At 43.0% G+C, this 25,179-nt stretch carries 27 protein-coding genes and 7 tRNA genes; 32 read left to right on the forward strand and 2 right to left on the reverse strand.

All coding sequences use genetic code 11. From position 1 onward, the window contains the following. Positions 1 to 12: 12 nt before the first annotated feature. From C6344_RS16015 to C6344_RS16035, 5 genes are all read left to right on the forward strand, one after another. Complete coding sequence (locus C6344_RS16015; protein WP_034663968.1) at positions 13 to 705, forward strand: alpha/beta hydrolase; 693 nt, start codon at positions 13 to 15, stop codon at positions 703 to 705. A 127-nt stretch (positions 706 to 832) separates the two neighbouring features. Next, a complete protein-coding gene (locus C6344_RS16020; protein WP_034663966.1) occupies positions 833 to 1,171 on the forward strand; it encodes an avidin-fold protein in 339 nt (112 codons plus the stop codon). A 165-nt stretch (positions 1,172 to 1,336) separates the two neighbouring features. Continuing rightward, positions 1,337 to 2,827 carry a degradosome RNA helicase CshA gene (cshA, locus tag C6344_RS16025; protein WP_060595587.1) on the forward strand — a complete coding sequence of 497 codons (1,491 nt, stop codon included), beginning with the start codon at positions 1,337 to 1,339 and terminating at the stop codon, positions 2,825 to 2,827. Positions 2,828 to 2,937: 110 nt separating this feature from the next. Beyond that, positions 2,938 to 3,417, forward strand: a complete 480-nt coding sequence (locus tag C6344_RS16030) for a PH domain-containing protein (RefSeq protein ID WP_003214135.1) — start codon at positions 2,938 to 2,940, stop codon at positions 3,415 to 3,417. Beyond that, complete coding sequence (locus C6344_RS16035; protein ID WP_066031292.1) at positions 3,407 to 4,906, forward strand: PH domain-containing protein; 1,500 nt, start codon at positions 3,407 to 3,409, stop codon at positions 4,904 to 4,906. Before C6344_RS16030 ends, C6344_RS16035 begins: the two co-directional genes overlap by 11 nt. Positions 4,907 to 4,962: 56 nt before the next feature. Here C6344_RS16035 and C6344_RS16040 read toward each other — a convergent pair whose 3' ends face one another. Then, complete coding sequence (locus C6344_RS16040) at positions 4,963 to 5,568, reverse strand: rhomboid family intramembrane serine protease (protein ID WP_060595589.1); 606 nt, start codon at positions 5,566 to 5,568, stop codon at positions 4,963 to 4,965. A 94-nt stretch (positions 5,569 to 5,662) separates the two neighbouring features. On the opposite strand from C6344_RS16040, the gene acpS reads away from it, so the two are divergent. The 14 genes from acpS (at position 5,663) to C6344_RS16110 (ending at position 16,659) form a co-directional block, all read left to right on the forward strand. Beyond that, positions 5,663 to 6,028, forward strand: a complete 366-nt coding sequence (acpS, locus tag C6344_RS16045) for a holo-ACP synthase (RefSeq protein ID WP_034663960.1) — start codon at positions 5,663 to 5,665, stop codon at positions 6,026 to 6,028. A 160-nt stretch (positions 6,029 to 6,188) separates the two neighbouring features. Beyond that, entirely contained in the window at positions 6,189 to 7,205 is a 1,017-nt protein-coding gene (locus C6344_RS16050; protein ID WP_106037124.1) for a LolA family protein, read from the forward strand. Positions 7,206 to 7,341: 136 nt separating this feature from the next. Beyond that, positions 7,342 to 8,523 carry an alanine racemase gene (alr, locus tag C6344_RS16055; protein ID WP_106037125.1) on the forward strand — a complete coding sequence of 394 codons (1,182 nt, stop codon included), beginning with the start codon at positions 7,342 to 7,344 and terminating at the stop codon, positions 8,521 to 8,523. 293 nt (positions 8,524 to 8,816) lie between these two features. Further along, positions 8,817 to 9,098: a hypothetical protein gene (locus C6344_RS16060; protein WP_012008995.1), complete on the forward strand. Its 282-nt coding sequence runs from the start codon at positions 8,817 to 8,819 to the stop codon at positions 9,096 to 9,098. Between the two features lie 4 nt (positions 9,099 to 9,102). Further along, on the forward strand, positions 9,103 to 9,453 hold the full coding sequence (ndoA, locus tag C6344_RS16065) for a type II toxin-antitoxin system endoribonuclease NdoA (RefSeq protein ID WP_003214169.1): 351 nt from the start codon (positions 9,103 to 9,105) through the stop codon (positions 9,451 to 9,453). A gap of 117 nt (positions 9,454 to 9,570) precedes the next feature. Next, the gene (locus C6344_RS16070; protein WP_045210228.1) at positions 9,571 to 10,446 is read left to right on the forward strand and encodes an RsbT co-antagonist protein RsbRA; all 876 of its coding nucleotides are present in this window, start codon (positions 9,571 to 9,573) and stop codon (positions 10,444 to 10,446) included. Continuing rightward, the gene (gene rsbS, locus C6344_RS16075; RefSeq protein ID WP_003214235.1) at positions 10,406 to 10,774 is read left to right on the forward strand and encodes an RsbT antagonist protein RsbS; all 369 of its coding nucleotides are present in this window, start codon (positions 10,406 to 10,408) and stop codon (positions 10,772 to 10,774) included. The genes C6344_RS16070 and rsbS overlap by 41 nt, the downstream gene beginning before the upstream one ends. A 2-nt stretch (positions 10,775 to 10,776) precedes the next feature. Next, positions 10,777 to 11,178 carry an anti-sigma regulatory factor gene (locus C6344_RS16080; RefSeq protein WP_060595592.1) on the forward strand — a complete coding sequence of 134 codons (402 nt, stop codon included), beginning with the start codon at positions 10,777 to 10,779 and terminating at the stop codon, positions 11,176 to 11,178. Between the two features lie 10 nt (positions 11,179 to 11,188). Then, entirely contained in the window at positions 11,189 to 12,196 is a 1,008-nt protein-coding gene (locus C6344_RS16085; RefSeq protein ID WP_060595593.1) for a PP2C family protein-serine/threonine phosphatase, read from the forward strand. A gap of 59 nt (positions 12,197 to 12,255) precedes the next feature. Continuing rightward, entirely contained in the window at positions 12,256 to 12,585 is a 330-nt protein-coding gene (locus tag C6344_RS16090) for an anti-sigma factor antagonist (RefSeq protein ID WP_060595594.1), read from the forward strand. Then, positions 12,582 to 13,070: an anti-sigma B factor RsbW gene (rsbW, locus tag C6344_RS16095; protein WP_060595595.1), complete on the forward strand. Its 489-nt coding sequence runs from the start codon at positions 12,582 to 12,584 to the stop codon at positions 13,068 to 13,070. Before C6344_RS16090 ends, rsbW begins: the two co-directional genes overlap by 4 nt. Beyond that, positions 13,036 to 13,824, forward strand: coding sequence for an RNA polymerase sigma factor SigB (gene sigB, locus C6344_RS16100; protein WP_099679665.1), 789 nt, complete (start codon positions 13,036 to 13,038; stop codon positions 13,822 to 13,824). Before rsbW ends, sigB begins: the two co-directional genes overlap by 35 nt. Further along, positions 13,824 to 14,423 (forward strand): PP2C family serine/threonine-protein phosphatase, encoded by a 600-nt coding sequence (locus C6344_RS16105; protein ID WP_034663944.1) that lies wholly within the window; start codon positions 13,824 to 13,826, stop codon positions 14,421 to 14,423. The genes sigB and C6344_RS16105 overlap by 1 nt, the downstream gene beginning before the upstream one ends. 76 nt (positions 14,424 to 14,499) lie before the next feature. Beyond that, positions 14,500 to 16,659, forward strand: a complete 2,160-nt coding sequence (locus C6344_RS16110) for a Tex family protein (RefSeq protein ID WP_060595596.1) — start codon at positions 14,500 to 14,502, stop codon at positions 16,657 to 16,659. A 19-nt stretch (positions 16,660 to 16,678) separates the two neighbouring features. Here C6344_RS16110 and cmpA read toward each other — a convergent pair whose 3' ends face one another. Continuing rightward, complete coding sequence (cmpA, locus tag C6344_RS16115; protein ID WP_095286213.1) at positions 16,679 to 16,813, reverse strand: cortex morphogenetic protein CmpA; 135 nt, start codon at positions 16,811 to 16,813, stop codon at positions 16,679 to 16,681. A 99-nt stretch (positions 16,814 to 16,912) separates the two neighbouring features. Between cmpA and C6344_RS16120 the strand changes: the two genes are divergently transcribed. The 13 genes from C6344_RS16120 (at position 16,913) to C6344_RS16180 (ending at position 25,035) form a co-directional block, all read left to right on the forward strand. Continuing rightward, positions 16,913 to 17,380, forward strand: a complete 468-nt coding sequence (locus C6344_RS16120) for a SprT family protein (RefSeq protein WP_106073096.1) — start codon at positions 16,913 to 16,915, stop codon at positions 17,378 to 17,380. A 231-nt stretch (positions 17,381 to 17,611) separates the two neighbouring features. Further along, a complete protein-coding gene (locus tag C6344_RS16125) occupies positions 17,612 to 18,589 on the forward strand; it encodes a thiamine pyrophosphate-dependent dehydrogenase E1 component subunit alpha (RefSeq protein ID WP_060595598.1) in 978 nt (325 codons plus the stop codon). A gap of 20 nt (positions 18,590 to 18,609) precedes the next feature. Further along, entirely contained in the window at positions 18,610 to 19,647 is a 1,038-nt protein-coding gene (locus tag C6344_RS16130) for an alpha-ketoacid dehydrogenase subunit beta (RefSeq protein WP_060595599.1), read from the forward strand. A gap of 17 nt (positions 19,648 to 19,664) precedes the next feature. Then, positions 19,665 to 20,795 carry a dihydrolipoamide acetyltransferase family protein gene (locus tag C6344_RS16135; RefSeq protein ID WP_106048615.1) on the forward strand — a complete coding sequence of 377 codons (1,131 nt, stop codon included), beginning with the start codon at positions 19,665 to 19,667 and terminating at the stop codon, positions 20,793 to 20,795. Positions 20,796 to 20,813: 18 nt separating this feature from the next. Continuing rightward, positions 20,814 to 22,193, forward strand: coding sequence for a dihydrolipoyl dehydrogenase (lpdA, locus tag C6344_RS16140; RefSeq protein ID WP_106073097.1), 1,380 nt, complete (start codon positions 20,814 to 20,816; stop codon positions 22,191 to 22,193). A gap of 108 nt (positions 22,194 to 22,301) precedes the next feature. Further along, a complete protein-coding gene (locus tag C6344_RS16145) occupies positions 22,302 to 24,149 on the forward strand; it encodes a sigma-54-dependent Fis family transcriptional regulator (protein ID WP_106073098.1) in 1,848 nt (615 codons plus the stop codon). Positions 24,150 to 24,360: 211 nt separating this feature from the next. After that, a tRNA-Asn gene (locus C6344_RS16150) sits at positions 24,361 to 24,435 on the forward strand. A gap of 4 nt (positions 24,436 to 24,439) precedes the next feature. After that, a tRNA-Ser gene (locus tag C6344_RS16155) sits at positions 24,440 to 24,530 on the forward strand. A gap of 9 nt (positions 24,531 to 24,539) precedes the next feature. Further along, positions 24,540 to 24,611, forward strand: a tRNA-Glu gene (locus tag C6344_RS16160). Between the two features lie 20 nt (positions 24,612 to 24,631). Continuing rightward, a tRNA-Gln gene (locus C6344_RS16165) sits at positions 24,632 to 24,706 on the forward strand. A gap of 31 nt (positions 24,707 to 24,737) precedes the next feature. Continuing rightward, positions 24,738 to 24,813 (forward strand) — tRNA-Lys (locus tag C6344_RS16170). 7 nt (positions 24,814 to 24,820) lie between these two features. Continuing rightward, a tRNA-Leu gene (locus C6344_RS16175) sits at positions 24,821 to 24,903 on the forward strand. Between the two features lie 48 nt (positions 24,904 to 24,951). Further along, positions 24,952 to 25,035, forward strand: a tRNA-Leu gene (locus C6344_RS16180). Positions 25,036 to 25,179: the final 144 nt, after the last annotated feature.

Here is a 25,179-nt window from a genome sequence, read left to right on the forward strand (position 1 = left end):
GAAGGTGACAGAATGATTGGCTGTCTATGTATACATGGATTCACTGGCGCGCCCTATGAAGTGGAACCGCTGGCGCAATATTTAAAGCAGAAGACAGATTGGAACGTTCAGTCAGTCACGCTTCCGGGGCATGGAGATGAGCTTCAGCTCAAAGGCATTTTCTATCAAGAATGGATTGCAACAGCTGAATTAGAACTGCTATCTCTTTACCGAACATGCGACACCATTTTTTTGATCGGCTTTTCCATGGGGGGAATGATTGCTTCTTATCTAGCAGCGAAGTATCCGGTTGCTCGTCTCGTTCTTTTAAGTGCTGCGGCTAAATATGTGAATCCAAAACAAATGATTCAAGACACAAGGCAGATGTTGAAGGAATCACTGTCTGGGCTGATTGATACGAATCCTTTGTATGATAGATACCGCCATAAGCTAACGAGCACGCCGCTGTCAGCTGCTGTAGAATTTATGAAGCTGGTGAAGCAAACGAAGAGCTCCCTTGAGAAGCTTCACCTCCCTGTGTTAATTGTTCAAGGTGAAAGTGATGGGATTGTGCCCGCTTCAAGTGCAGAATTTATTGATCATAAAATCCCGTCTCGTCAGAAAGAAATGTTTTATTTACCTGATTGTAAACACCATGTTTGTCACGAGCCATGTGCACAGCAATTGTTTGAAAAAGTAGAGCAATTTCTAAAAAAAACAATTTAATCTATAGAAAAGCGAAAATGTGGCTAAACTAATATAAATTGAATCCCACTTGTTAAAAATTGCATCATTTTTGTCGAATGAGTGACAAGCCTATGGTACAATAGGAAAGAAAAGGTGGTTGATTCGGTTGTTTCATTATGACGGAAAAACCTTTGTCCCGCAGTCTAATTCGAGTAACGGAGAAGTATCGGCAGGAACCATATTTCAATATCGTCAGGACGGGAATATATTAACGGGCACATATCAAGGCGGCAGTATTGTATCTGGTGTACTTGTAGGAACTGTGAATGAGGATGGAACACTTCATTTTAGGTACCACCATGTCAGCAAAGACGGCAGCATGAGAAGCGGGTCTTGCAATTCTACACCTAAGCAGTTGGATAACGGAAAAATTCAACTGTTCGAAAAGTGGAAATGGATGGATGGAGATCAAAGTGATGGTGAATCTGTCATTGTGGAACAGTAGATATATCCATTTCTGTCTTGTTGAAAAACAAATAGTGTAATGGTAAGATATAAGGTAGGGTAATTCGGGCTTTGTATATAATGGACCTGTCCTTTCGGAAAAGGGCAGTTTTTAATGATCATTCACGAGATTACTGAAACAGCAATTAGAAGGAGTTTGAATAATTTGACTATAACGTTTCAAGATTTTCAATTAAGCGAAAGTCTCATGAAAGCTATTAACCGCATGGGATTTGAAGAAGCAACACCGATTCAAGCGGAAACAATTCCTCTCGGTCTTCAGAATAAAGATGTCATTGGACAAGCACAAACAGGAACAGGAAAAACTGCAGCATTTGGTATTCCTCTTGTAGAAAAAATCGACCCAGCGTCTCCAAATATCCAAGCGATTATCATTGCGCCAACAAGAGAATTAGCGATTCAAGTATCTGAAGAGCTATACAAAATTGGCCAAGACAAGCGTGCGCGCGTACTTCCGATTTACGGTGGACAAGATATCGGCCGCCAAATCCGTTCGCTCAAGAAAAATCCTCATATCATCGTAGGGACTCCAGGACGTTTACTCGATCACATTAACCGTCGTACAATGCGTCTTCAAAATGTTGAAACAGTTGTGCTTGATGAAGCAGACGAAATGCTAAACATGGGTTTCATCGAAGACATTGAATCGATCCTTTCAAATGTACCAAGTGAACACCAAACACTTTTATTCTCTGCGACAATGCCTGCACCAATTAAGCGCATTGCAGAGCGTTTCATGACAAACCCAGAACATGTAAAAGTAAAAGCAAAAGAAATGACTGTCTCTAACATCCAACAGTTCTACTTGGATATCCACGAGCGTAAGAAGTTTGACACATTGACTCGTCTTCTTGACATTCAATCACCTGAGCTTTCAATTGTCTTCGGCCGTACGAAACGCCGTGTTGACGAATTGACAGAAGCGCTTAACCTTAGAGGTTATACAGCTGAAGGAATTCATGGTGACCTGACACAAGCAAAACGTATGGTTGCGCTTCGTAAATTCAAAGAAGGTTCAATCGATGTGCTTGTAGCAACAGACGTTGCAGCACGTGGACTTGATATCTCAGGCGTAACACACGTGTATAACTTTGACGTGCCACAAGATCCAGAGAGCTACGTACACCGTATTGGACGTACAGGACGTGCTGGACGTACAGGTATGGCGGTGACATTTATCACACCGCGTGAAAAAGATATGCTTCGTGCGATTGAGCAAACGACTAAACGTAAAATGGAACGTATGAAAGAACCAACTCTAGATGAAGCAATTGAAGGTCAACAGCAAGTAACCATTGATCGTCTGCGCACAATCATCAGTGAAAACAACTTAAACTTCTACATGACAGCTGCTGCTGAATTGCTAGAAGATAATGATTCTGTCACAGTGGTTGCGGCTGCCATCAAAATGATGACAAAAGAGCCAGATGCAACGCCTGTTCGTTTGACAGATGAAGCACCAATGATTTCAAAACGCAATCGTAACAACCGCAGCTCTTCTAAACGTAGAGACGGTGGCGGCGGAGGCGGCTATCGCGGGAAAAGCCGTTCATCTTACGGTGATAAAAAGCGTTCTTCAAATGACCGCAATCGTTCTTCTAACGATCGTCGTCAAAAGAAATCTTATAACAACTAATTCAAGAGCGAATCCTTTGCAGGATTCGCTTTTTTTAACAGGTTTGTTGAAACTTTTTAGGCTTTGTTTCGTAATATATTGATAGAAAAGTAAGAGAATGGGGGAAGAATGTGAGAAAACAGCCGCAACGTCAAATTAGTTTAAATGGTTTAAAGGTATGGCGTCTTCAAAATGGAATTATCTCATTGATTTTCTTACTCATCATCATTGGGGTATTTGTTGCTAGTTATTATCTTCAATGGCCATATTGGATTGGCGCCATCCTCGCCGGTTTATGGGTCTTACAGGTCATTTTTGGCATTTGGCTTATACCGAAAATCCGTCATCGCATCTGGCGCTACGAAGTATTCGAAAATGAAATTGAAATTCAGCATGGACTCATTCGTGTCACACGTGTGATTGTGCCGATGGTGCGAGTCCAGCATGTCGATACATCGCAAGGACCGCTTTTAAGGCGCTACCGTTTGGCATCTGTTCAAATATCGACTGCTGCTACAGTTCATGATATACCGGCGCTAGAATTAGAAGAAGCAGATGAGCTTCGTGATTACATATCTCGTTTAGCAAGGGTGACGGAAGATGATGTCTGAACCAAAACGTGTACATCCAATCTCGATGTTCATTGATTTTATATCAGATGCCGTATCCATGATCAAAAACTTCATTATCCCTTTTTTCGTGCTTATTTTTGTGAACTCGAATTCGAGCATTCGTTTTTATGCATTTATCATTCTTGGTGTGCTTCTTTTATGGAAAGCTGTTTCAACCGTTTTAGCATGGAGGCGATTCACCTACCGGATGGAAGATGATGAATTTCGCGTGGAATCCGGCGTCATCACAAAAAAGAAAAAATATATTTCGTTAGAACGAATTCAAACGGTGAATACAAGTGAAGGTATCTTCCAGCGGATTTTCGGCTTGGTGCGGGTCCAAATCGAAACAGCAGGCGGAACGGACGGTCCGGAAGTGAGCCTGACGGCGATTACAAAAGCAGAAGCGGAACAATTAAAGCAATCAATTTTCAACCGGAAGAAAAGCTTGCAGCAAGAAGAGGTGTTGGATGAAAATAGGGATGTTCCGCATGATCCTCTGACAGCGCAACAACCTGTAGAAGAAGAAATGAATGTTTCCTATCGGATGGGTGTACCAGAGCTGCTTTTGGCTGCGACCACTTCAAGCGGAATCGGAGTCATTATTTCCGGGTGTCTTGCCATTTACACACAAATAGATGAAATTCTTCCTTTGGACGGATTCTTTAAGCGGTTCTCTTTTTTAAGTCATGCGAGTGTTGAGATTTATGCGATTCTCATATTTCTTGCCGTATTGATTGCGTGGATTCTTAGTGTTGGGGTAACAGCCCTTCAATATGCGAATTTTACCGCAAAACGAAAAGGGAAAGACATCATCATCACAAGAGGGCTCATCGAGAGGCATCAAATGACCATTCCACTTGCGAGAATTCAAGCAGTGAAAATCAAAGAAAATATTCTCCGTGAGCCTTTTGGCTTTGCGACGGTGATGCTTGTGAGCGCAGGAGGTTCTATTACAGAAAAAGAAACCTCTTCCGTCTTATTTCCGCTTATTCGGAAGAAAAAAATCAACGAACTGCTGTCTCAATTCACAGATCATTATCACTTGGCGCCAGAAGCTGAACTGAAAAAGGTGCCAAAGCGTTCACTCAAACGCTACCTGATCTCTTTCGGTTTTGTGCCATTACTTGTCGGCGTGATCCTATCTGTACGTTTTCCGCCATGGGGGTATTTGGCACTTATTCCGCTTCCTATTGCTTTGGTTTTTGGCTATTTAGCTTATAAACAATCAGGCTATACGATCAAAGATCCATTGATTCAACTGACATCAAGAGGCATTGGCAAAACCACTGGCATTGTCTTGAGAAAACGAATGCAAAACTATACGATGACGCAATCTTTCTTCCAAAAGAAAGGCCGATTGGCGAGTATTCACACCTTTGTGAAATCCTCTGCACTGCTTGATTCCTTTGGTGTGCATCACCTTGAGGAAGAAGATGCTGCTCGTGTAATGGATTGGTATTCGTATGAAAAAAATAAATCTTCTTAAACAAAAAATGTCGATCAGCTTCCCGTTCATAGGAGTGATCGACATTTTTTATGAGGTTAGTAGCGTCTTTTTTTTGAATGGAAAAATAGCGTAAGAGGTGCTAAAAGCATGCCGCCGATCAATCCAAATAAGTGAGCCATAATATTGATGTTTGAGTTAACGAAAGTCATGATGACAGAGACTGCAAGAATCGTTATGATCACCTGAGAATTGCCGCGGTCCATCATGTGCGGTTTAAATAGAACAAGGTATAAATAAACGCCAAACAAACCGAAGATGGCACCAGAAGCGCCGACATGTACATACTCTAAAGGCTCTACCCAATAGGTTCCGAGATTGCCAATGAACCCTGCACCAAGATAGATGATCAGAAATCGAACTTTCCCAAGCAAATACTCAAGCGCTGGAGCGAATAAGAACAAGGACATAGAATTGAACAAAATATGGGTCAGACTTCCGTGAAGGAAAATAGGTGTGACGAGCCGCCACCATTCTCCGGCAGCTACCCCATAATTGAAACCGACGAGATGGTCGTGACCAAGCTGTATAAGAGGGATAGGAATCGCAAATATAAGCCACAGACCAATTTGCAAAGCAAGGATCGTTGTTACGATTGGATACGATCTAATAAATTGTTGAAAGCTCTCCGTTCGAATAAACATAACAAACCCCTTTTGACTAGATAATGGTAAGTTTATAGTAACACGTTTATGAAGAGAACATCCAAATTAGTACGAGTATCATAGGAGGTACCTCATGATTAAAGGAATAGGCATTGATATTGTAGAAATCAACCGGCTCGCGCGAGTGCTTAACAGACAGCCTCGTTTACCAGAACGAATTTTAACGTTAAGTGAACAAGACATCTTTAACGAACTCAGTGAAAAGAGGCAGCTGGAATTTTTGGCGGGACGGTTTGTAGCAAAGGAAGCTTTCGCTAAAGCTTACGGAACGGGAATCGGCCGGCATTTAAGCTTTCATGACTTGGAAATCCAGAAAGACGAACATGGAAAACCTTTCATCAAAAGCAAGAAAACGATGGGCGACCAGGTTCATGTGTCCATCACTCACACGAAAGAATATGCTGCTGCACAAGTTTTAATTGAAAGGTTGTCAAGCTAGTCTGCATATTGTTTGTCCCCCCTTCATATATTGGGTAGTGCGATAAGGAAGGGCGAGTTGCTAACAGGCTTTGATGGTTCGCGGTACGCAGTTAACTCTTGAGGCGTACTGTTAAAGTCAAACAAGCGGTTTCTTCCTTTTAACACAATTAACGAAGGGGTTGAAAAGGGTGAGAAAAAGCTTTGTTTTGCTTGTAACGGGAATCCTTTTTGTACTGATTCTCTCCGCATGCGGTCAAAAATCTCAGCAGGATATCGTTGGAGATTTAAACAAAAAGGCAGAGGAAATGACATCATACAAAGCCAAAGCAAAAATGACCATTGAGACAGGAAATGACCCGCAGGAGTATCGAGTAGAAATTTGGTACAAGAAGCCGGAACTTTACCGTGTCTATTTAGAAAATCCGAAAAAGGATCAGAGTCAAGTCATTTTAAGAAATGGCAATGGTGTGTTTGTGCTGACACCTTCATTGAACAAGAGCTTCCGTTTCCACAGTGATTGGCCAAATAATAGCAGTCAGGTCTACTTATTTGAGTCACTCGTGAAGGACATTAAAAATGACAGTGCAGCTCAGTTCAAAGCGAAAGATTCAAAGTATGTGTTCGAAACCAAAACCAATTATCAGCACAACCAAATGCTGCCTACCCAAGAGATTACCTTTCATAAAAAAACAATGGCGCCTGCCAGTGTGAAAGTACTGGATAGCGACAAAAAGCCAATGGTGAAAGTGGAATTCTCTCACTTTGAATTCAATAAATCCTTTGACAAAGATGCATTTGATGAGAAGAAAAACATGACACTCTCTCAAATGGATGTAGCCACAAGTGCAGACTCATCTGACAGCTTTGCGGTGAAAACGCCAGTTGATATGCCAGAGGGCGTGAAGAAGATGGAAGAGAAAGAAATGATGACAGATGCTGGGAAACGTTATGTGATGACGTATGGCGGTAAGAAATCCTTCACACTCATTCAGGAAAAAGCGAGAGTAGCTGAAGCATCTACGCCTGTGACGATGAACGGCGAGCCAGTCGACCTTGGCATGACAGTTGGGGTTCTCACAGATCAATCCCTTTCATGGACATCTGACGGAGTGGACTACTTGATTTCTTCAAGTGATCTATCGAAGGAAGAGCTCTTGATGGTTGCAAAGAGTGTAGAAGGCCAGTCAGCTAAATAAATATCTCAGGCGAGAGCCTTGGAAATGAAACATCAGCCCTATGCAAGGGCTGATGTTTTTTGATTTGTTTCACATTATTCTTGATTTTTAGTATCATAATGAAGGTATTGAATCATTCAATAGGGAAGTGTGACGGATGGACACAAATGCCTTTTATAGAGACACATGGGCAGAAATTAATTTAACAGCAATTAAGCATAATGTTTCACATATGAAAGATCATATTGGTCAAAGTGTTCAACTGATGGCTGTGGTGAAAGCCAATGCATATGGACATGGAGATATAGAAGTGGCAAGAGCTGCCCTCAAAGCAGGAGCAGACTTATTAGCCGTAGCCTTTTTAGATGAGGCCGTTTCTTTAAGAAATAAAGGCATCAAAGCACCGATTCTTGTACTCGGCGCCGTACCGCCGGAATATGTCAAAGCCGCCGTTCGATACAATGTCATCATGACCGCTTACTCCATCGATTGGCTGAGAGAAGTCACCACAATGATGAAAGGGCAGATGGGACAACCTATACGTTTTCATTTGAAAATAGACAGCGGAATGAACCGATTAGGTGTGAAAACGATAGAGCAAGTGAACGAAGTGAAAAAGCTTGTCAGTGAACACTCTTATTTACAGCTGGAAGGCGTATTTACTCACTTTGCGACAGCAGATGAAAAGGATGAGGCCTACTTTGATCGGCAGGTCGATACCTTTCAAACATTGCTCGAGCCGCTTCATACGGACAAGCTGCTCGTTCATTGCGCCAACAGTGCAGCAGGTCTAAGGTTTAAAGACGTTTTGTTTAATATGGTTCGCTTCGGCATCAGTATGTACGGGCTGTCACCGTCAGAAGAAATCAAGGATGAATTGCCTTTCAAGCTGGAAGAAGCCATGTCTCTTCATACAAAGCTTGCCCATGTGAAGCACATTCAAAAGGGTGAGAGTGTCAGCTACGGGGCGGCGTATACAGCCAATCAAGATACGTGGATCGGCACGGTTCCAGTCGGCTATGCAGATGGGTGGATCAGGAAGCTGGCAGGAACGGAAGTGCTCGTTGGCGGAAAGCGCCGGAAGATCGCAGGAAGGGTTTGCATGGATCAATTCATGATTGAACTGAAAGACAATCTTCCAGTAGGGGAGCCGGTCGTTTTAATTGGTAAGCAAGGGGGAGACATGGTATCAGTCGATGAAATCGCAAAAAGGCTTGAAACCATTAACTATGAAGTCACTTGCTCGATTGGCCACCGCATCCCAAGAGTATATATGGAGGACGGCAAAAGAGTGCATGTACGGAATCCGCTGCTTCAAAGCGGGCCAAGCTTTTTATAAACAGTGTTCAAAAGAACGATGGTCAAACTGACTTCGTTCTTTTTTATTCGACAAAAGTAGGGTAAACATTCTCCCTTTTTTAGAGATTTTGGAAATACCGTATGATTTTCGGAAAAAAGCGTATAATGGGAAAGAGGAACTCCATTATCATCTTGATTTACGGGTGGCGAGCCGCTTCATGTTCTAATAAGAAATCATGAAAAAACAGCTTTGCTTGTGCATTGAATAATGGTATGATTAGTCTTGGAATGGATCGATACGGTATCCGTAAGTTTTGTGGAGGTGTATGTTTTTTGTCTGAATCCAGCGCAACAAACGAAATGAAGATTCGACTGCCGGAGACTTTAATGTCTGAGATCGAACGAGTAGCAGAGCAGGATAAGGTAACAAGAAATGAATTGATCTACCGAGCGACAAAAACGTATATTCGTGAACGTAATATTCGACAAAATCGTGAATCGATGAGACGCGGCTACATGGAGATGGCGAAAATTAATCTGAATATCTCTTCAGAGGCACAATACGCAGAGTTTGAGGCTGAGAATACAGTTGAGCGATTAGTCAGCGGGGGTTAAACATTTGATTGTTAAACGCGGTGATGTTTACTTTGCTGATTTATCTCCTGTTGTTGGCTCCGAGCAGGGCGGGGTTCGCCCAGTATTGGTGATTCAAAATGACATTGGAAATCGCTTCAGCCCGACTGCTATCGTTGCAGCCATAACAGCCCAAATACAAAAAGCGAAATTACCGACTCACGTCGAAATCAATGCAAAGCGCTACGGCTTTGAACGAGATTCTGTCATTCTTTTGGAACAGATTCGTACAATCGATAAACAAAGATTGACAGATAAAATCACACATCTTGATGATGAGATGATGGAGAAGGTTGATGAAGCCTTACAAGTTAGTTTGGCTCTTATTGATTTTTAATATGGTGATATTTGGTTGCTCTCCTGTGAGCAACTTTTTTTTGTGTTCATTTTTTATTAAGGCTATAATGGAGAGAGAATGAAAGTTATTGTTTTTTATGTATGTAGGGGGTAAAATATGTCGAATCATATCGTGTTAGCTTTTGCGAGAGCGCACCAAAAGGAATTAGAAAAAGAATGGACTGACATCTTCAAACGACTCGGAGAAGAAGAAACGGACATGATGCTAAACGATAAAATGTATGAAACGATTTGTTCCGAATATGTCCAGCTTATTCTAGCATCCCTTTCAGAGGCGAATGCTGAGGATTTTGAAGAAAAAGTGCAATCTTTTGCTTTAAAAATTGTACAAATGGGTATATCACTTAAGTTACTGGCAAAAGGGCTAACGGAAATCCGTTCACACTTATATCACAAAATGAACAGTGACAAAAATACTGAACAAGGAAGTAATGAGCTCATATGGGAAATTGATCGGTTCATCTCACCAGTTCATAACGAAATATTGAATCACTACTCCATCTCATGGGAGAAAACCGTCAACCTTCAAAAAATTGCGTTACAAGAACTTTCTGCTCCGCTGATTCCGGTGTTTGAGCACATCACTGTCATGCCTCTTGTCGGAACAATTGATACAGACCGTGCGAAGAAGATCATGGAGAATCTGTTAAATGGCGTTGTGAAGCATCGGTCACAGGTGGTCTTAATCGACATCACCGGTGTACCTGTCGTCGATACAATGGTGGCACACCATATCATTCAAGCGTCAGAGGCTGTGAGATTAGTAGGTGCAAAATGCTTATTGGTCGGTATTCGTCCAGAAATCGCCCAAACCATCGTCACCCTTGGAATTGATTTATCTCAAGTTACAACAAAGAATACCCTTCAAAAAGGAATTCAAACTGCTTTAGAAATGACAAATCGAAAAATTGTTTCATTGGAGGGGAAACCCAGTGAGAAATCACCCGAAGATTCCAATCTTAAAATTATATAATTGTCTTCTAATTTCGATACAGTGGGAGCTTGATGACCAAACAGCCCTTCACTTTCAAGAAGATTTGCTGAATAAAATTCATGAAACAGGAGCGAACGGCGTTGTCATTGACCTAACATCTGTTGATATGATCGATTCATTTATCGCAAAAGTATTAGGCGATGTCATCACGATGTCAAAGCTCATGGGGGCAAAAGTTGTATTAACAGGAATACAGCCGGCAGTCGCTGTAACACTCATTGAACTTGGTATATCACTGGAAGAAATTCAGACAGCATTAGATCTTGAACAAGGGCTTGAGACATTGAAGCGGGAATTGGGGGAATAGATATGAAAGACCAATCCTGTGTGAAAATTTTGACGGAATGGGACATAGTTGCGGCAAGACAACTGGGACGAAATGTTGCTAAAGAATTAGGCTTTGGAACAGTTGACCAAGCAAGAATTACGACGGCTATTTCTGAATTAGCACGAAACATCTATTTATACGCTGGTAAAGGTCAGATTTGTATAGAAGAAGTGATGGAGCGCGGAAAGCGTGGACTCAAAATCATTGCAGCCGATGAAGGACCTGGCATCATGGATATACGTAAAGTGATGGAAGACGGTTTTTCTACATCAGGCGGACTCGGAGCAGGTCTTCCGGGAGTCAGAAGACTGATGGATGATTTTAAATTAGATTCTACACAAGAACAAGGAACGGAGATACAAGCTGTCAAGTGGCTTCGCTAGGAGGGAAACCATGGATTTTAAGGAGGTAATGGAGCAGCGGTATCATCAGCTGCTCAGTCGTTATATCAGTGATCTAACTGAAACATCGCTTTATCAAGCTCAAAAATTTAGCCGAAAAACCATTGAGCATCAAATACCTCCTGAAGAAATAGTGAGTGTTCACCGAAAAGTGATTCAGGAGCTATACCCTGATTTGCCGGAAGATGTCTTTCATTCACTAGACTTCTTAATTGAAGTCATGATTGGGTACGGACTTGCCTACCAGGAACATTTAACACTCAGAGGCATCCAGCAAGAAATTAAATCAGAGATTGAAATTGCTGCAAATGTTCAGCAAACCCTTCTGGAAACGAAAATACCAGAAGGTGACACCTTTGATATTGGTGCCATTAGTGTGCCGGCAAAACAGATGAGTGGAGATTATTTTCACTTTGTCACCGATCACGATACAATCAATATCGCGATCGCAGATGTGATTGGGAAAGGCATCCCGGCTGCGCTCTGTATGTCGATGATTAAGTATGCGATGGATTCCTTGCCGGAGTCAGGGAGCGGCCCAACAAAGGTCCTAAAAACCCTTAATCGTGTTGTCGAACAAAACGTAGACCCAAGCATGTTTATCACCATGTTCTATGGCAGCTATAATACAGAAACACATGAATTTAAATACGCATCGGCTGGTCATGAGCCGGGCTTTTTCTATTGCAAAAAAGAGAATCAATTTTACGATTTAGATGCTAGAGGACTTGTCCTTGGAATCGCACCAGACTTTGACTACAAGCAGTATGAGAAGCACTTGGACGCAGGAGATATGGTGATCTTATTCTCTGATGGTGTCACAGAATCTAAGTCAGAGGACGGTTTCTTAGAGCGGGAGGATATCAAAGCGCTTATAGCAGAGCACCTATCCTACTCAGCTCAGGAAATGGTCGATGCCATCTATGCCAGCTTACTCAAGCTGCAAGATTTTCAGCTTCACGATGACTTCACTTTACTTGTGCTCAAAAGAAAGGTTTAGAAAGTGAAGATGCGGGTATATAAAATTCTAGGAAACAAGAATTTCGAGGTGAATGCATAATGAATATGACAGTGAAAGAGCATCAAATAGATCAAAAAACGAAAATTAGTGTCAGCGGAGAAATCGATGTGTACTCCGCACCTGAGCTAAGAGAAACGCTCATGCCTAAAGCCGAGGCGGGAGAGCATCTTGAAATCTGTTTGAAGGATGTTACGTATATGGATAGTACAGGATTAGGTGTATTTGTTGGGCTGTTTAAAGCGGCTCAAAAAGCAGGTGGAACATTAAAGCTTGAGAACTTGTCAGATCGGCTTGTAAGGTTGTTTGAAATTACTGGACTAAAGGACATCATTGACATTTCTGCAAAGACAGAGGGTGGGGTACAATGAACGAATCAGTAGATCTAATCGAGATGAAAATCCCAGCGAAACCAGAATACGTAGGCATCATTCGCCTGACTCTTTCAGGCGTAGCAAGTCGAATGGGCTATGTTTACGAAGAGATTGAAGACTTAAAAATTGCCGTCAGTGAGGCTTGTACAAATGCAGTTCAGCATGCCTACAAAGGTGAACATGGCGAAGATGGAGAGGTAGCTGTTCGCTTTCTTGTCTACGAGGATCGTCTAGAAATCATTGTCGCGGACAAAGGCGGTAGCTTTGACTTTAAGCAAAAGCAGGAAGACCTAGGACCGTACACATCTGCTCATACGGTCGATCAATTGGCAGAAGGAGGTCTTGGTTTATACTTAATGCAAACATTGATGGATGAAGTCGAGGTGCAAGCAAACTCCGGAGTTACCGTTGCGATGACAAAGTTTTTAAACAGGGAGCGAGTTGACCATGACACAACCATCCAAAACTATGAAACTAACTAAAGATGAAGTGGATCGCCTCATCCAAAGCTATCAAACCAATCAAGACGAGCAGGCGCAGCTCACGCTTGTCGAATGTTATACAAATCTGGTCGATATGCTGGCGAAAAAATATTCCAAAGGGAAAAGTTTTCATGAGGATCTCAGACAAGTTGGAATGATTGGTTTACTCGGCGCTATTAAGCGATATGACCCGCTCGTCGGTAAATCATTTGAAGCCTTTGCCATTCCAACCATCATCGGAGAAATCAAACGCTTTTTACGAGATAAAACATGGAGTGTCCATGTACCAAGGCGGATCAAAGAGCTTGGACCAAGAATCAAGATGGCAGTTGATCATCTGACAACGGAGACGCAAAAGTCACCTAAAGTTCAAGAAATTGCAGAATACCTAGATGTCACAGAGGAAGAAGTACTGGAAACCATGGAGATGGGCAAAAGCTATCAAGCGCTGTCTGTTGACCAAGGCGTAGAGGCTGATTCTGAAGGAAGTACAGTCACCATTTTAGACGTTGTCGGCTCACAAGAAGAGGGCTACGAACGTGTAAACCAAAAAATGATGCTTGAGAGTGTGCTTCATGTTCTGACAGATCGAGAAAAAGAGATTATCAATCTGACTTATTTACAAAATAAGAGTCAGAAAGAAACAGGCGATTTACTCGGGATATCCCAAATGCATGTATCGAGACTGCAACGGAAGGCAGTTAAAAAGCTACGAGATGCATTATCAGAAGATGCGTCTATGGAGCTAGGGTAATGAAGCAGATTGAACAGCATGAGCATGTGAATGCTATTATCTATCAATCGAATAAAGAAGGGAAATCATGCTGCGGGGACAGTTTTTTTATTAAAGCAGATGATGAAGAACTAATTTGTGCTGTGGCAGACGGATTAGGCAGCGGTCAGTTCGCCAATGAATCATCTTCTTTAGTCAGCGAAATTGTCGAAGAATATGGACATGAGGATATGACGACCCTCATCGACAGATGCAATCAGGCTATGAAAAATAAACGCGGGGCCACAGTTGCGATCTTAAAGGTGAATTTTTCCCAGCAGCAATTTACCTATTGTTCGGTTGGTAATATTCGGTTTATCTTGAATGCCCCTTCTGGCGACTATATTTATCCACTTCCGACATCAGGATACTTATCAGGGAAACCTAGAAAATATAAAACTTACACCTATTCCTACGAAAAAGGATCGACATTCATTATGTATTCAGACGGACTGAATGTGCCAAACATGAGAATGTGTTTAAAGCATAGTCATTCAGTTGCAGACATTGCCAAACAGCTTGAAACATACACACAAGACAAGAAAGACGATCTCACCTATGTACTTGGTCAGCTCATGTAAAATAGCTGACCTTTTTTCTGTTTTGCCGGTTTTTTTGATACACTAAAAGAGAAGACACAGTGAGAGGATGCAAAGTATGAAGACATCTGACTTTTTATTGAAACAAATTGCAACAGAATTAAAGCTTTCAACAAAACAAATTGAAAGTGTCATCAAGCTCTTAGAGGATGGCAACACCGTCCCGTTTATTGCCCGTTACCGGAAAGAGCAGACAGGCTCACTGGATGAGGTGCAAATTCAAACCATTTCAGAGCGCTATACATATATCCAAAATGTCATGAACCGAAAAGAAGAAGTCATTCGCTTAATCGCTGAACAAGACAAACTGACGGATGAATTAAAACAAAAAATTGAACAAGCTCATAAACTGCAAGAGGTCGAAGATTTATACCGGCCATTCAAACAAAAACGTAAAACAAAGGCGAATGTAGCCAAAGCAAAAGGGCTCGAGCCGCTGGCGGAATATGTACTCGCGCTGCCAAGCGATGAGATCGAGAAGAAGGCTGCTTCTTTTATCAACGAAGAAAAGGAAGTAAGAAGTGTAGACGAGGCACTTGAAGGCGCGCAGCACATCATTGCTGAACAGCTGGCTGATGATCCTGATATGCGGAAATGGATTCGCAGTGAAACGTACCAAAAGGGCAGTCTGGTCACATCAGGAAAAGACATCGAGAGCGATGAGAAAAACGTCTATGAAATGTATTACGATTATCAAGAGCCCATCAAAAAGATAGTGCCCCACCGTGTACTAGCGGTCAATCGTGGAGAGAAAGAAGGCATCTTAAAGGCAGCCATCGAACCACCTGCTGAAAATATTCGTTTCTATCTCGATAAGCAAGTCATAAAAGGCAAGCAGACGACGGCGAGACCGTTTATTGAAGCGGCAATTGATGATGCCTATAAGCGCCTCATTCAGCCTTCAATCGAACGAGAAATACGCAAAGAGCTGACAGAAAAGGCAGAAGAGCAAGCGATTCATATTTTTGCTGAAAACTTAAGAAAACTGCTTCTTCAGCCGCCGATGAAAGGGAAGCGTGTACTAGGAGTCGACCCTGCATTTCGTACAGGCTGTAAGTTAGCCGTCGTGGATGATACGGGCAAAGTCCATCATATTGGCGTCATTTACCCGCACCCGCCTGTGCAGAAAAAAGCGGAAGCCAAACAAAAAGTGAAAGAGATCATTCAATCATCAAACATTGAAGTCATTGCGATTGGAAATGGAACAGCCTCAAGAGAGACCGAACAATTCATCGCAGACCTGATTCAAGAGCTGGATCAGCCGGTGTCCTATTTAATCGTGAATGAAGCAGGGGCAAGTGTATACTCTGCGTCTGCACTGGCGCGAGAAGAGTTTCCAGACCTGCAAGTCGAAGAACGAAGTGCCATATCAATTGCTAGAAGATTACAAGATCCTTTAGCAGAGCTTGTGAAAATTGATCCCAAGTCTGTCGGGGTGGGCCAATACCAGCATGACGTGAGCCAAAAGCAATTAAACAGCTCGTTAACCTTCGTGGTGGAGACTGTCGTCAACCAAGTCGGTGTGAACGTCAATACGGCCTCACAGGCGCTGCTGCAATATGTGTCAGGTCTTTCAAAAGCTGTCGCAGGAAATATCATCAAGCGCCGCGAAGAGATTGGGAGATTCACAAGCAGAAAAGAGCTCAAGGATATTCCAAGACTTGGTGCTAAGACTTATGAGCAGTGTATCGGCTTCCTGCGCATCGCAGACGGACAAGATCCACTTGATCGTACAGGCATTCACCCAGAGAGCTATAAAGAAACAAAACAATTCTTACGCATGATCAAGATGACGCCAGACGATCTTGGCACAGAGCAGTTAAAGGAGAAAATTGCAGAGGTCAAACTGGACGAAGCAGCAGAGCAGCTTGATATTGGTATCATTACACTTCAGGATATCATCGATCAGCTGACAAGACCTGAGCGTGATCCGCGCGATGAAGTCCCAAAACCTCTTTTGAAAACAGATGTGTTGAAATTGGAGGACTTGAAGCAAGGAATGGAGCTGCAAGGAACGGTGCGAAACGTCGTAGACTTCGGCGCATTCGTTGATATTGGTGTAAAGCAGGACGGGCTTGTACATATTTCAAAGCTAAGCAACCGTTTTGTGAAGCATCCGCTTGACGTTGTATCAGTTGGTGACATTGTAACTGTATGGGTGGACTCCGTTGACCAGGTAAAAGGCCGCGTTGCCCTCTCCATGCTGAAACCAGAGTAAACAAAAAACGAGGCGCACCTTAGGATGGGGTGTGCCTTGATGTGACTGAATGTTTTTTTCTGTAGAAGTACCAGCATTGATTCAGCAATTTGATTTGGTAATGATTTTTTTCAAAAAATGCCTTCTGCATCTGATTTTTCAGCCAGTTGGGCATCGCCCATTCCTCCTTTGATCGAAACAGTGGGTGTACCTTCAATGTATGCAAAGGGGAAATTGTCCCGTTCGAGGTTTTTATAGAAAGGAACGATCTTGATTGAAGGAGAGAGAGTTACAGCAGTTAACAGAGCATATTTCTGAGCAGTTCTTTGGTAAGGCATTCCGCCATCAAGCTGTTTTTAATGACCGTCTCAAAACGACAGGCGGAAGATATTTGCTTGGTACACACAATATTGAGTTAAATCGCCGATATTTAGAGGAGCATGGAAGAGACGAATTGATCGGTATCATCAAGCATGAATTGTGTCATTATCATCTGCACCTTGAGGGGAAGGGCTATCAGCATCGGGACCGGGATTTTAAAGAGTTATTAAAACAAGTAGGAGCCCCGCGTTTTTGTACACCGCTAAAGACGGTACAAAATAAACGGCGTGTACAGAAACGTCATGAATATGTCTGCACAGGATGCGGTCAGTATTTTATCAGGAAAAGACGATTTGATACCTCTCGTTATGTGTGCGGCGTCTGCAAAGGAAAATTAAAATGGCGGCGTACAATCGATTAAGAGTGAAAAGCATTCCTTTATGGGATGCTTTTTTTTGTCCAATGGAACTGAGCATCGTGATATATAGGAGATGAAGTAGACATATTGAGACAAATAGAGACGCAAGTCTCATTTTGTCTCTTTTTTGATCGGTGTGAATCGTTCAAAACCTAAGTTTTCAAGTGCCATGATGTTGGCACGTTTTTTGCTTGTATATAAGTGCAAGCAAAAAAAGATAGGAGGTTTTACCATATGGAAATGGCACTCACAAAAGAAAAAGCCGTTTGGATGTATCAAAAAATGCAGGAAATCCGCCAATTTGAAGATCAAGTACACACGCTTTTTACAAAAGGGATCTTGCCAGGCTTTGTCCATCTTTATGCTGGCGAAGAAGCTGTTGCTGTAGGAGTCTGTGCTCACCTGAATGAACAAGACAGTATTACAAGTACACACCGCGGCCACGGCCATTGTATCGCTAAGGGCTGTGATCTAAAAGGAATGATGGCAGAAATCTATGGAAAAGCCACAGGTCTTTGTAAAGGAAAAGGTGGATCCATGCACATTGCAGATTTTGATAAAGGAATGCTCGGTGCTAACGGAATTGTTGGAGGCGGCTTTCCACTTGCGTGCGGGGCAGCCCTCACGGCTAAATATAAAAAGACAAATAATGTAAGCGTTTGCTTTTTTGGGGATGGTGCAAACAATCAAGGGACTTTTCACGAAGGAATCAATCTCGCCGCCATCTGGAAACTGCCTGTCATTTTCATCGCAGAAAACAATGGTTACGGGGAAGCGACGCCATTTTCCTATGCTTCAAGCTGCAAATCGATCGTGGATCGAGCCGCCAGTTATGGCATTCCGGGTATTCAAGTAGATGGAAAAGATGTGACAGCCGTTTATCAAGCAGCAGAACAAGCGATAGAACGAGCAAAAAATGGAGAAGGTCCGACATTGATTGAATGCATGACATATCGGAATTATGGACATTTTGAAGGAGATGCCCAGCGCTACAAAACAAATCAAGAAAAAGCAGAACACCAAGAAGAGAAAGATGCCATCGCTCTTTTTAAAAATGAATTATTAAAGAAGCAGCTGCTGACGAATCAGGAGATATCAAGTATTGAAGCGGCTGTAGCAGAAGCGATAGATGAAGCCGTTAGATTCAGTGAAGAAAGTGAATATCCAGATCATACCGAATTACTGACCGATGTGTATGTTTCGTATCAATAAATCAGAAAGGGGAGAGGAAAATGACAAGAGAAATCAGCATGTCTAGTGCTTTGAATGAAGCGATTAAACTGGCAATGAGAAGAGACGAAGATGTCATTTTAATGGGGGAAGATGTTGCGGGAGGCGCTCATGTAGATCACTTACAGGATGATGAAGCATGGGGCGGAGTTCTTGGAGTAACAAAAGGAATCGTACAGGAGTTTGGACGTGAGCGTGTCCTAGACACACCGATTAGTGAAGCTGGCTATGTAGGCGCGGCCATGGCAGCTGCTTCAACAGGGCTAAGACCAATTGCGGAACTTATGTTTAATGATTTTATCGGTACTTGTCTGGACCAAGTGCTGAATCAAGGAGCAAAATTTCGATACATGTTTGGCGGAAAAGCAGAGGTGCCGATCACGATTAGAACGACACATGGGGCGGGTTTTAGAGCAGCAGCCCAGCATTCGCAAAGTTTGTATGCGTTATTTACAAGCATTCCTGGATTAAAAGTAGTTGTGCCTTCTTCACCTTATGATGCCAAAGGGCTGCTGCTGGCAGCCATCGAGGATCAGGACCCTGTCATCTTTTTTGAAGACAAGACGCTTTACAATATCACAGGAGATGTGCCGGAGAGGTATTACACATTGCCGCTTGGTAAAGCAGATGTGAAGAGAGAGGGTTCTGATGTAACCATCTTTGCAGTAGGCAAACAAGTGCATACAGCACTCGAAGCGGCAGAAGAGTTAGCTGCTCAAGGTATTGAAGCGGAAGTGATTGATCCAAGAAGCTTGTCGCCGCTCGATGAAGAGGCCATTCTGACTTCGGTAGAAAAAACAAATCGGCTTGTCATTGTGGATGAAGCAAATCCAAGGTGCGGAATTGCCGCAGATATCTCTTCTTTGATTGCAGATAAAGGATTCGATTTACTTGACGCTCCAATCAAAAAAGTGACGGCTCCTCATACACCAGTACCATTTTCACCACCTCTTGAAGATATATATCTGCCGACACCTGATAAGGTTGTGAACACCGTATTAGAGATGATTGGCAAGAGTCATGACAAGATCTTGAACTAAAGAAAGGAGAGAGGGAGATGGCTGTCGAAGTTGTGATGCCTAAATTGGGTATGTCGATGAAAGAAGGAACGGTATCTGTCTGGAATAAGGAGGTCGGTGAGACCGTAAATAAAGGGGAAAGCATTGCAAGCATCAACTCCGAAAAAATTGAAATGGAGATCGAATCACCTGCTGAAGGAACCATATTGGATATAAAAGTGTCTGAGGGAGAAGGTGTACCGCCTGGCACGGTCATTTGCTATATCGGTGAAGGAAATGAACAGGTGGAGGAAAAGAAAGAAAGAGACGTCCAGTCAAAACCAAAGAAAGAGAGAAAGAAAATCTCCCCTGTTGCTCGTAAAATTGCGAATAGCGCAAACCTAGACATTGATACGCTGGTGGGGACAGGACCGGGGGGAAGAATTACGAAAGCGGATGTGCTTCATGCGCTTCCTGAACGGGCAGAGAAAAAACAAAATGAGACAGAGCATCAACCTGTTAACACGATGCGGAAAACAATTGCCTCAAGAATGATGGAAAGCCTGCAAACAAGTGCACAATTAACCATTACGATGAAAGCGGACGTGACAAAACTTACAAACTTACAACAACAGCTGAATGAAACAGCCATAGCCCGTCACGAGACAAAATTGACCATGACCGATTTTGTAGCCAAAGCAACGATCCTTTCATTACTCAAACACCCTGCGATGAACAGTCAATATCAAAATGAAAGAGTGGAAACTTTTGAGTATGTTCATCTTGGGATAGCTGCTGCTTTAGAAAACGGCTTAGCTGTGCCAGTTATTCGACATGCTGAGAGACTAGCGCTCATTGAGCTAGCGAAGACCATCAAATTGTATGGCAAAAAAGCACGTGAAGGCAAACTTCTTCACGATGAAATCGAAGGCTCTACCTTTACGATCACCAACCTAGGTGCATATGGTGTAGAGCATTTCACTCCGATTTTGAATCCGCCGGAAGCCGGTATCCTTGGCGTCGGAACAATGTATGAAACCCCTGTATATCGAGAGGATGAATTGTGCAAAGGGACCATCCTGCCACTCAGTCTTACGTTTGATCACCGCGTGCTGGACGGAGCGCCGGCATCCGCATTTTTATCAACGGTCAAAGCATATTTAGAAGAACCAATATCCATTCTTTTATAGGAAGAAGGTGAACGTATCATGACACTGGTCATTATAGGAGGCGGACCAGCAGGTTATGTGGCGGCCATAACAGCCGCCCGTTTTGGCAGGGAGGTTGTGTTAATTGATCAAGGTCAGCTGGGGGGTACCTGCCTCAATGAAGGCTGTATTCCGACGAAAGCGCTTTTGCAAAGCGCCGATATGTTTGAGCATGTGAAATCGGCTGTACATTTTGGAATTGAGCTTCCAGAACATGAGCCTATCATCCAATGGGATGTCGTTCAAAAACGGAAACAGTCTGTCGTCAAGCAACTAACTGATGGCGTTCGCTACTTGATGAATAAAAACAAAATCAGCGTGTTGAAAGGGAAGGCGTCATTTCTATCGGCACACGAGCTATTGGTAGAAAGTGAAGGGAAGTCTGAAATCATTCAAGCAAAACAAATCATTATTGCATCAGGGGCAGCGCCTGCTGCTTTACCTTTTGCACCTTTTGATGGGGAATGGATCATTCACAGCAAGGATGCCATGTCACTTTCTTCGATACCAGATTCGCTTTGTATTATTGGGGGAGGGGTGATCGGCTGTGAGTTTGCAAGCATATTTAGCAGAATGGGGACAAAAGTTGTCATGGTTGAGCGGGCAGTGCACATTTTACCTGAAGAAGATTGTGATATAGCACAATGTCTTCACGAGCAACTCGAAGAAACGGGTGTAGACATTTTGACGTCCGCCGCAGTCAAACAGCTTGATTCTTCTTCAAGAAAAGTAGTGGTAGAGAAAAATCAAGGAGAGCAGTGTGAAATCCAGTCTGATCGTTGCTTAGTGGCAATTGGCAGAACTCCGCAGCTTGGAGAGTTGAATCTTGATCAGGTCGGCATTGAATTTGACAGAAACGGAATCTACGTCAATGAACATATGCAAACCAATCTCCCGCATATCTATGCGTGCGGTGATGTGACAGGTGGGGTCCAGCTTGCTCATACTGCTTTTCATGAAGGAACGGTTGCGGCATCCCATGCATCAGGTGAACATGTAAAAGTCAATGAACAAGTGATTCCAAGATGCCTCTACACCTCTCCAGAAATCGCCAGTGTTGGTTTAAATGAAGAGAGTGCTAGAAAACAATATGAGGAGATTCAGATAGGGACATGTGCATTTTCTGCAAATGGAAAAGCATTAATCTTAAATCAACCAGCCGGTCAAGTAAAGGTCATTGTAGAACCGCAATATCAAGAAATTTTAGGTGTATCAATCATTGGACCGAATGCAACAGAACTGATTGGACAAGCGGCGGTGATGATGCATACAGAGCTGACCGCTGATACATTAGAGGAGTTTATTGCGGCACATCCGACACTTTCAGAGGCGATACACGAAGCCTTGCTGCAAACAATGGGACGAGCGGTGCACTGCTGAAAAAGACTCTATTTCTATCCGATTGACTTCTTGGGTTAGCCAATGTTAATTGAAAGCGCTTTTATAATTATCTATAATGAATAAAAAGCCCCCAGAGGAGAGGATGGAATGAATCCGACGCCTTGTTATTTAAATACGTGGAAACGTTTTGTTCGTGAAGGTTTGCTTGATCAGTCTCGTCTGAATAAGAGAGTGATGGAATCATGGCACAGGTGTAAACAGGCAAATGTTAATCCGTATTTAGATAAAGGACAGTCGTTGTTAGAAAAGGAATTATTCAGTGCCCAAAAAAAGAAATACTCATTATTCCTCAATGCTGCTCTTCCTTACTTAAATAAAATCAGTCAGCAATTAAAAGAATCTGACATGCTGGCCTTACTTATCGATGCAGACGGTTATGTGCTAAGTCTGACAGGAAGCCAAAGAACGATGGTAGAAGCAAGAAAAATTAATTTTATGGAGGGGTCGCGCTGGACCGAAACAGATGTAGGCACGAACGCTATTGGAACGGCACTCGTCATCGGGGAAGCTGTGACGATCAACGGAACTGAGCATTTTTCTGTCGCCTCTCACCATTGGAGTTGTTCAGCCGCTCCTATTCGTGATGCAGACGGTACGATCATAGGGGTGATTGATATCTCCTGTATGGCGGATAACAAGCACCCTTTTATGCTTGGAATGGCTTCAACAGTTGCTTATGCCATAGAGAGAGAAATTCAAGTCCAGCAAAAAAGGAGAGAGATGGAGCTGATCACTCATTGTCTCCAGCAGGTGGAAGCAGACGAACCGTATGTGGTCTGTAATGAAAAAAAGCAAATTGTTTCTGCAAGCAGGTCGATTAGAGAACGATTTTCTGACTGGTACGGAATGGATGTCGAGCGGCTTAAGGGTCATCCATTTGTTATCCGGGGAACGCAGATCATTCAATCAGAGCAAGATGGAAAGATGCTGGGCATGTCCCTTTCCCTTGAAGAAGCAGCGAAAAATAGCATCACCGTTTCTTTTGCTCAATTTCCCGGGGAATCCGGAACAAGCAAGGTGTTTCAACAGACGCTCAGCGAGATGAAGAGAGCGGCACAAACAGATGCCAATGTATATATTTGGGGCGAAACAGGTACAGGGAAGGAACTGGCCGCTAGGGCCATTCACTCAGCCAGTGAAAGGCATAGAGGACCGTTTATTGCTGTTAATTGCGGAGCCATTCCTGAAAGCCTGTTAGAAAGCGAATTATTTGGCTATGCTGAAGGGGCTTTTACAGGAGCAAAACGTCACGGAGCTAAAGGGAAGTTTGAACAAGCTCATAAAGGAACACTCTTTTTAGACGAAATTGGCGAAATCCCATATGCGATGCAAGTAGCACTTCTTCGGGTGATAGAAGAAAGGAAAGTCGTACCGCTCGGCGGGACACACGAAATCCCTTTGGATATTCGAATCATTACAGCGACTCACCGTAATATGAATGAACTACTGAAGGAAGGAAAAATACGAGAAGACTTGTATTACCGTCTTCATGTCTATCCGATCAACATCCCGCCGCTTAGAGAAAGAAAAGAAGACATTCGTGATTTATATCGTTATTACCAAAATAAGTACCACTGGAATGCGGTATTTCCTGAATCATTTTTTCAGACATTGCAGGAATACCACTGGCCGGGAAACATACGAGAGCTTTTTAATCTGTTTGAACATCTAAGGGTCCTCTTTCCGAAAGGCGGATGGATTGGTGAATCGCAATATGCTTCAGTATTAGAGACGATTGATCAGAAAAAGCAGAAGCTGCATCCAGCAGAGTGTACCGAGATTCCAAAAGAACTCACGTTTAGGGAGCGCATTCAAAAGCAAACAGTGATAGAAGCACTGCATAAAACAAAAGGTCATGTGTCAGAAGCAGCGAAGTTAGCAGGGGTGCCAAGAAGTACTTTTTATAAGTGGATGCGAAAGTTTAAGCTGTCTTAGTCTCCTGAGGAAGGCTGCATCAAGGCCCTTGGTCTACGTGAAGAGGTCGGGGGCTTTCTGCCAAGTTAAACAAATGGCATGGAAAAAGGCTTGACTGTTATATTAGTATATGTTAAATTATAAAAGCCGTCGCAAATGGGCCAGGAATGAAACGCTTAAAAATTCTTGACACATTTTTCTGGCATATATATAATGAAACATGTCTTATTATTCCGCAGTAGCTCAGTGGTAGAGCTATCGGCTGTTAACCGATCGGTCGTAGGTTCGAGTCCTACCTGCGGAGCCATAATGGAGAAGTACTCAAGTGGCTGAAGAGGCGCCCCTGCTAAGGGTGTAGGTCGCGTAAGCGGCGCGAGGGTTCAAATCCCTCCTTCTCCGCCATTATTGTATGGCCCGTTGGTCAAGCGGTTAAGACACCGCCCTTTCACGGCGGTAACACGGGTTCGAATCCCGTACGGGTCATGTTTTGTTTTTTGATTCGTTGGGCTATAGCCAAGCGGTAAGGCAACGGACTTTGACTCCGTCATGCGTTGGTTCGAATCCAGCTAGCCCAGCCATTTTATATATATGTTTTTCTGCATAGCAGATGAGCCATTAGCTCAGTTGGTAGAGCATCTGACTTTTAATCAGAGGGTCGAAGGTTCGAGTCCTTCATGGCTCACCATTGTCACGCGGGTGTGGCGGAATTGGCAGACGCGCTAGACTTAGGATCTAGTGTCTTTATGACGTGGGGGTTCAAGTCCCTTCACCCGCATTGTTTTTTCAAACAGTGCACTTATGAATATATGAGCACATCATACACGCGGTCGTGGCGGAATGGCAGACGCGCTAGGTTGAGGGCCTAGTGGGTGAATAACCCGTGGAGGTTCAAGTCCTCTCGGCCGCATCTAAGAAACCAAAGGTTGTAGACCTTTGGTTTTTTTGTGCTCTTTTTTATTAAGAAAGCTATCACAAATAACTCCTAAAATGTGAAAACATATTGATTTAAACTCTATTTTCTATTTAAGAACTGCTACTATAAAACCTTGTG

The organism is Bacillus sp. GBSW19 (genome assembly GCF_002998655.1).
Taxonomy (GTDB): Bacteria; Bacillota; Bacilli; order Bacillales; family Bacillaceae; genus Bacillus.

Bases quoted from the DNA above. Each gene is read 5' to 3' on its own strand.
- C6344_RS16015 (WP_034663968.1), top strand. From the start codon at position 13: ATGATTGGCTGTCTATGTATACATGGATTCACTGGCGCGCCCTATGAA.
- C6344_RS16035 (WP_066031292.1), top strand. From the start codon at position 3,407: ATGATGTCTGAACCAAAACGTGTACATCCAATCTCGATGTTCATTGAT.
- C6344_RS16040 (WP_060595589.1), bottom strand. From the start codon at position 5,568: ATGTTTATTCGAACGGAGAGCTTTCAACAATTTATTAGATCGTATCCA.
- acpS (WP_034663960.1), top strand. From the start codon at position 5,663: ATGATTAAAGGAATAGGCATTGATATTGTAGAAATCAACCGGCTCGCG.
- alr (WP_106037125.1), top strand. From the start codon at position 7,342: ATGGACACAAATGCCTTTTATAGAGACACATGGGCAGAAATTAATTTA.
- C6344_RS16070 (WP_045210228.1), top strand. From the start codon at position 9,571: ATGTCGAATCATATCGTGTTAGCTTTTGCGAGAGCGCACCAAAAGGAA.
- C6344_RS16080 (WP_060595592.1), top strand. From the start codon at position 10,777: ATGAAAGACCAATCCTGTGTGAAAATTTTGACGGAATGGGACATAGTT.
- C6344_RS16085 (WP_060595593.1), top strand. From the start codon at position 11,189: ATGGATTTTAAGGAGGTAATGGAGCAGCGGTATCATCAGCTGCTCAGT.
- C6344_RS16090 (WP_060595594.1), top strand. From the start codon at position 12,256: ATGAATATGACAGTGAAAGAGCATCAAATAGATCAAAAAACGAAAATT.
- rsbW (WP_060595595.1), top strand. From the start codon at position 12,582: ATGAACGAATCAGTAGATCTAATCGAGATGAAAATCCCAGCGAAACCA.
- sigB (WP_099679665.1), top strand. From the start codon at position 13,036: ATGACACAACCATCCAAAACTATGAAACTAACTAAAGATGAAGTGGAT.
- C6344_RS16105 (WP_034663944.1), top strand. From the start codon at position 13,824: ATGAAGCAGATTGAACAGCATGAGCATGTGAATGCTATTATCTATCAA.
- C6344_RS16110 (WP_060595596.1), top strand. From the start codon at position 14,500: ATGAAGACATCTGACTTTTTATTGAAACAAATTGCAACAGAATTAAAG.
- cmpA (WP_095286213.1), bottom strand. From the start codon at position 16,813: ATGCCCAACTGGCTGAAAAATCAGATGCAGAAGGCATTTTTTGAAAAA.
- C6344_RS16125 (WP_060595598.1), top strand. From the start codon at position 17,612: ATGGAAATGGCACTCACAAAAGAAAAAGCCGTTTGGATGTATCAAAAA.
- C6344_RS16130 (WP_060595599.1), top strand. From the start codon at position 18,610: ATGACAAGAGAAATCAGCATGTCTAGTGCTTTGAATGAAGCGATTAAA.
- C6344_RS16135 (WP_106048615.1), top strand. From the start codon at position 19,665: ATGGCTGTCGAAGTTGTGATGCCTAAATTGGGTATGTCGATGAAAGAA.
- lpdA (WP_106073097.1), top strand. From the start codon at position 20,814: ATGACACTGGTCATTATAGGAGGCGGACCAGCAGGTTATGTGGCGGCC.
- C6344_RS16145 (WP_106073098.1), top strand. From the start codon at position 22,302: ATGAATCCGACGCCTTGTTATTTAAATACGTGGAAACGTTTTGTTCGT.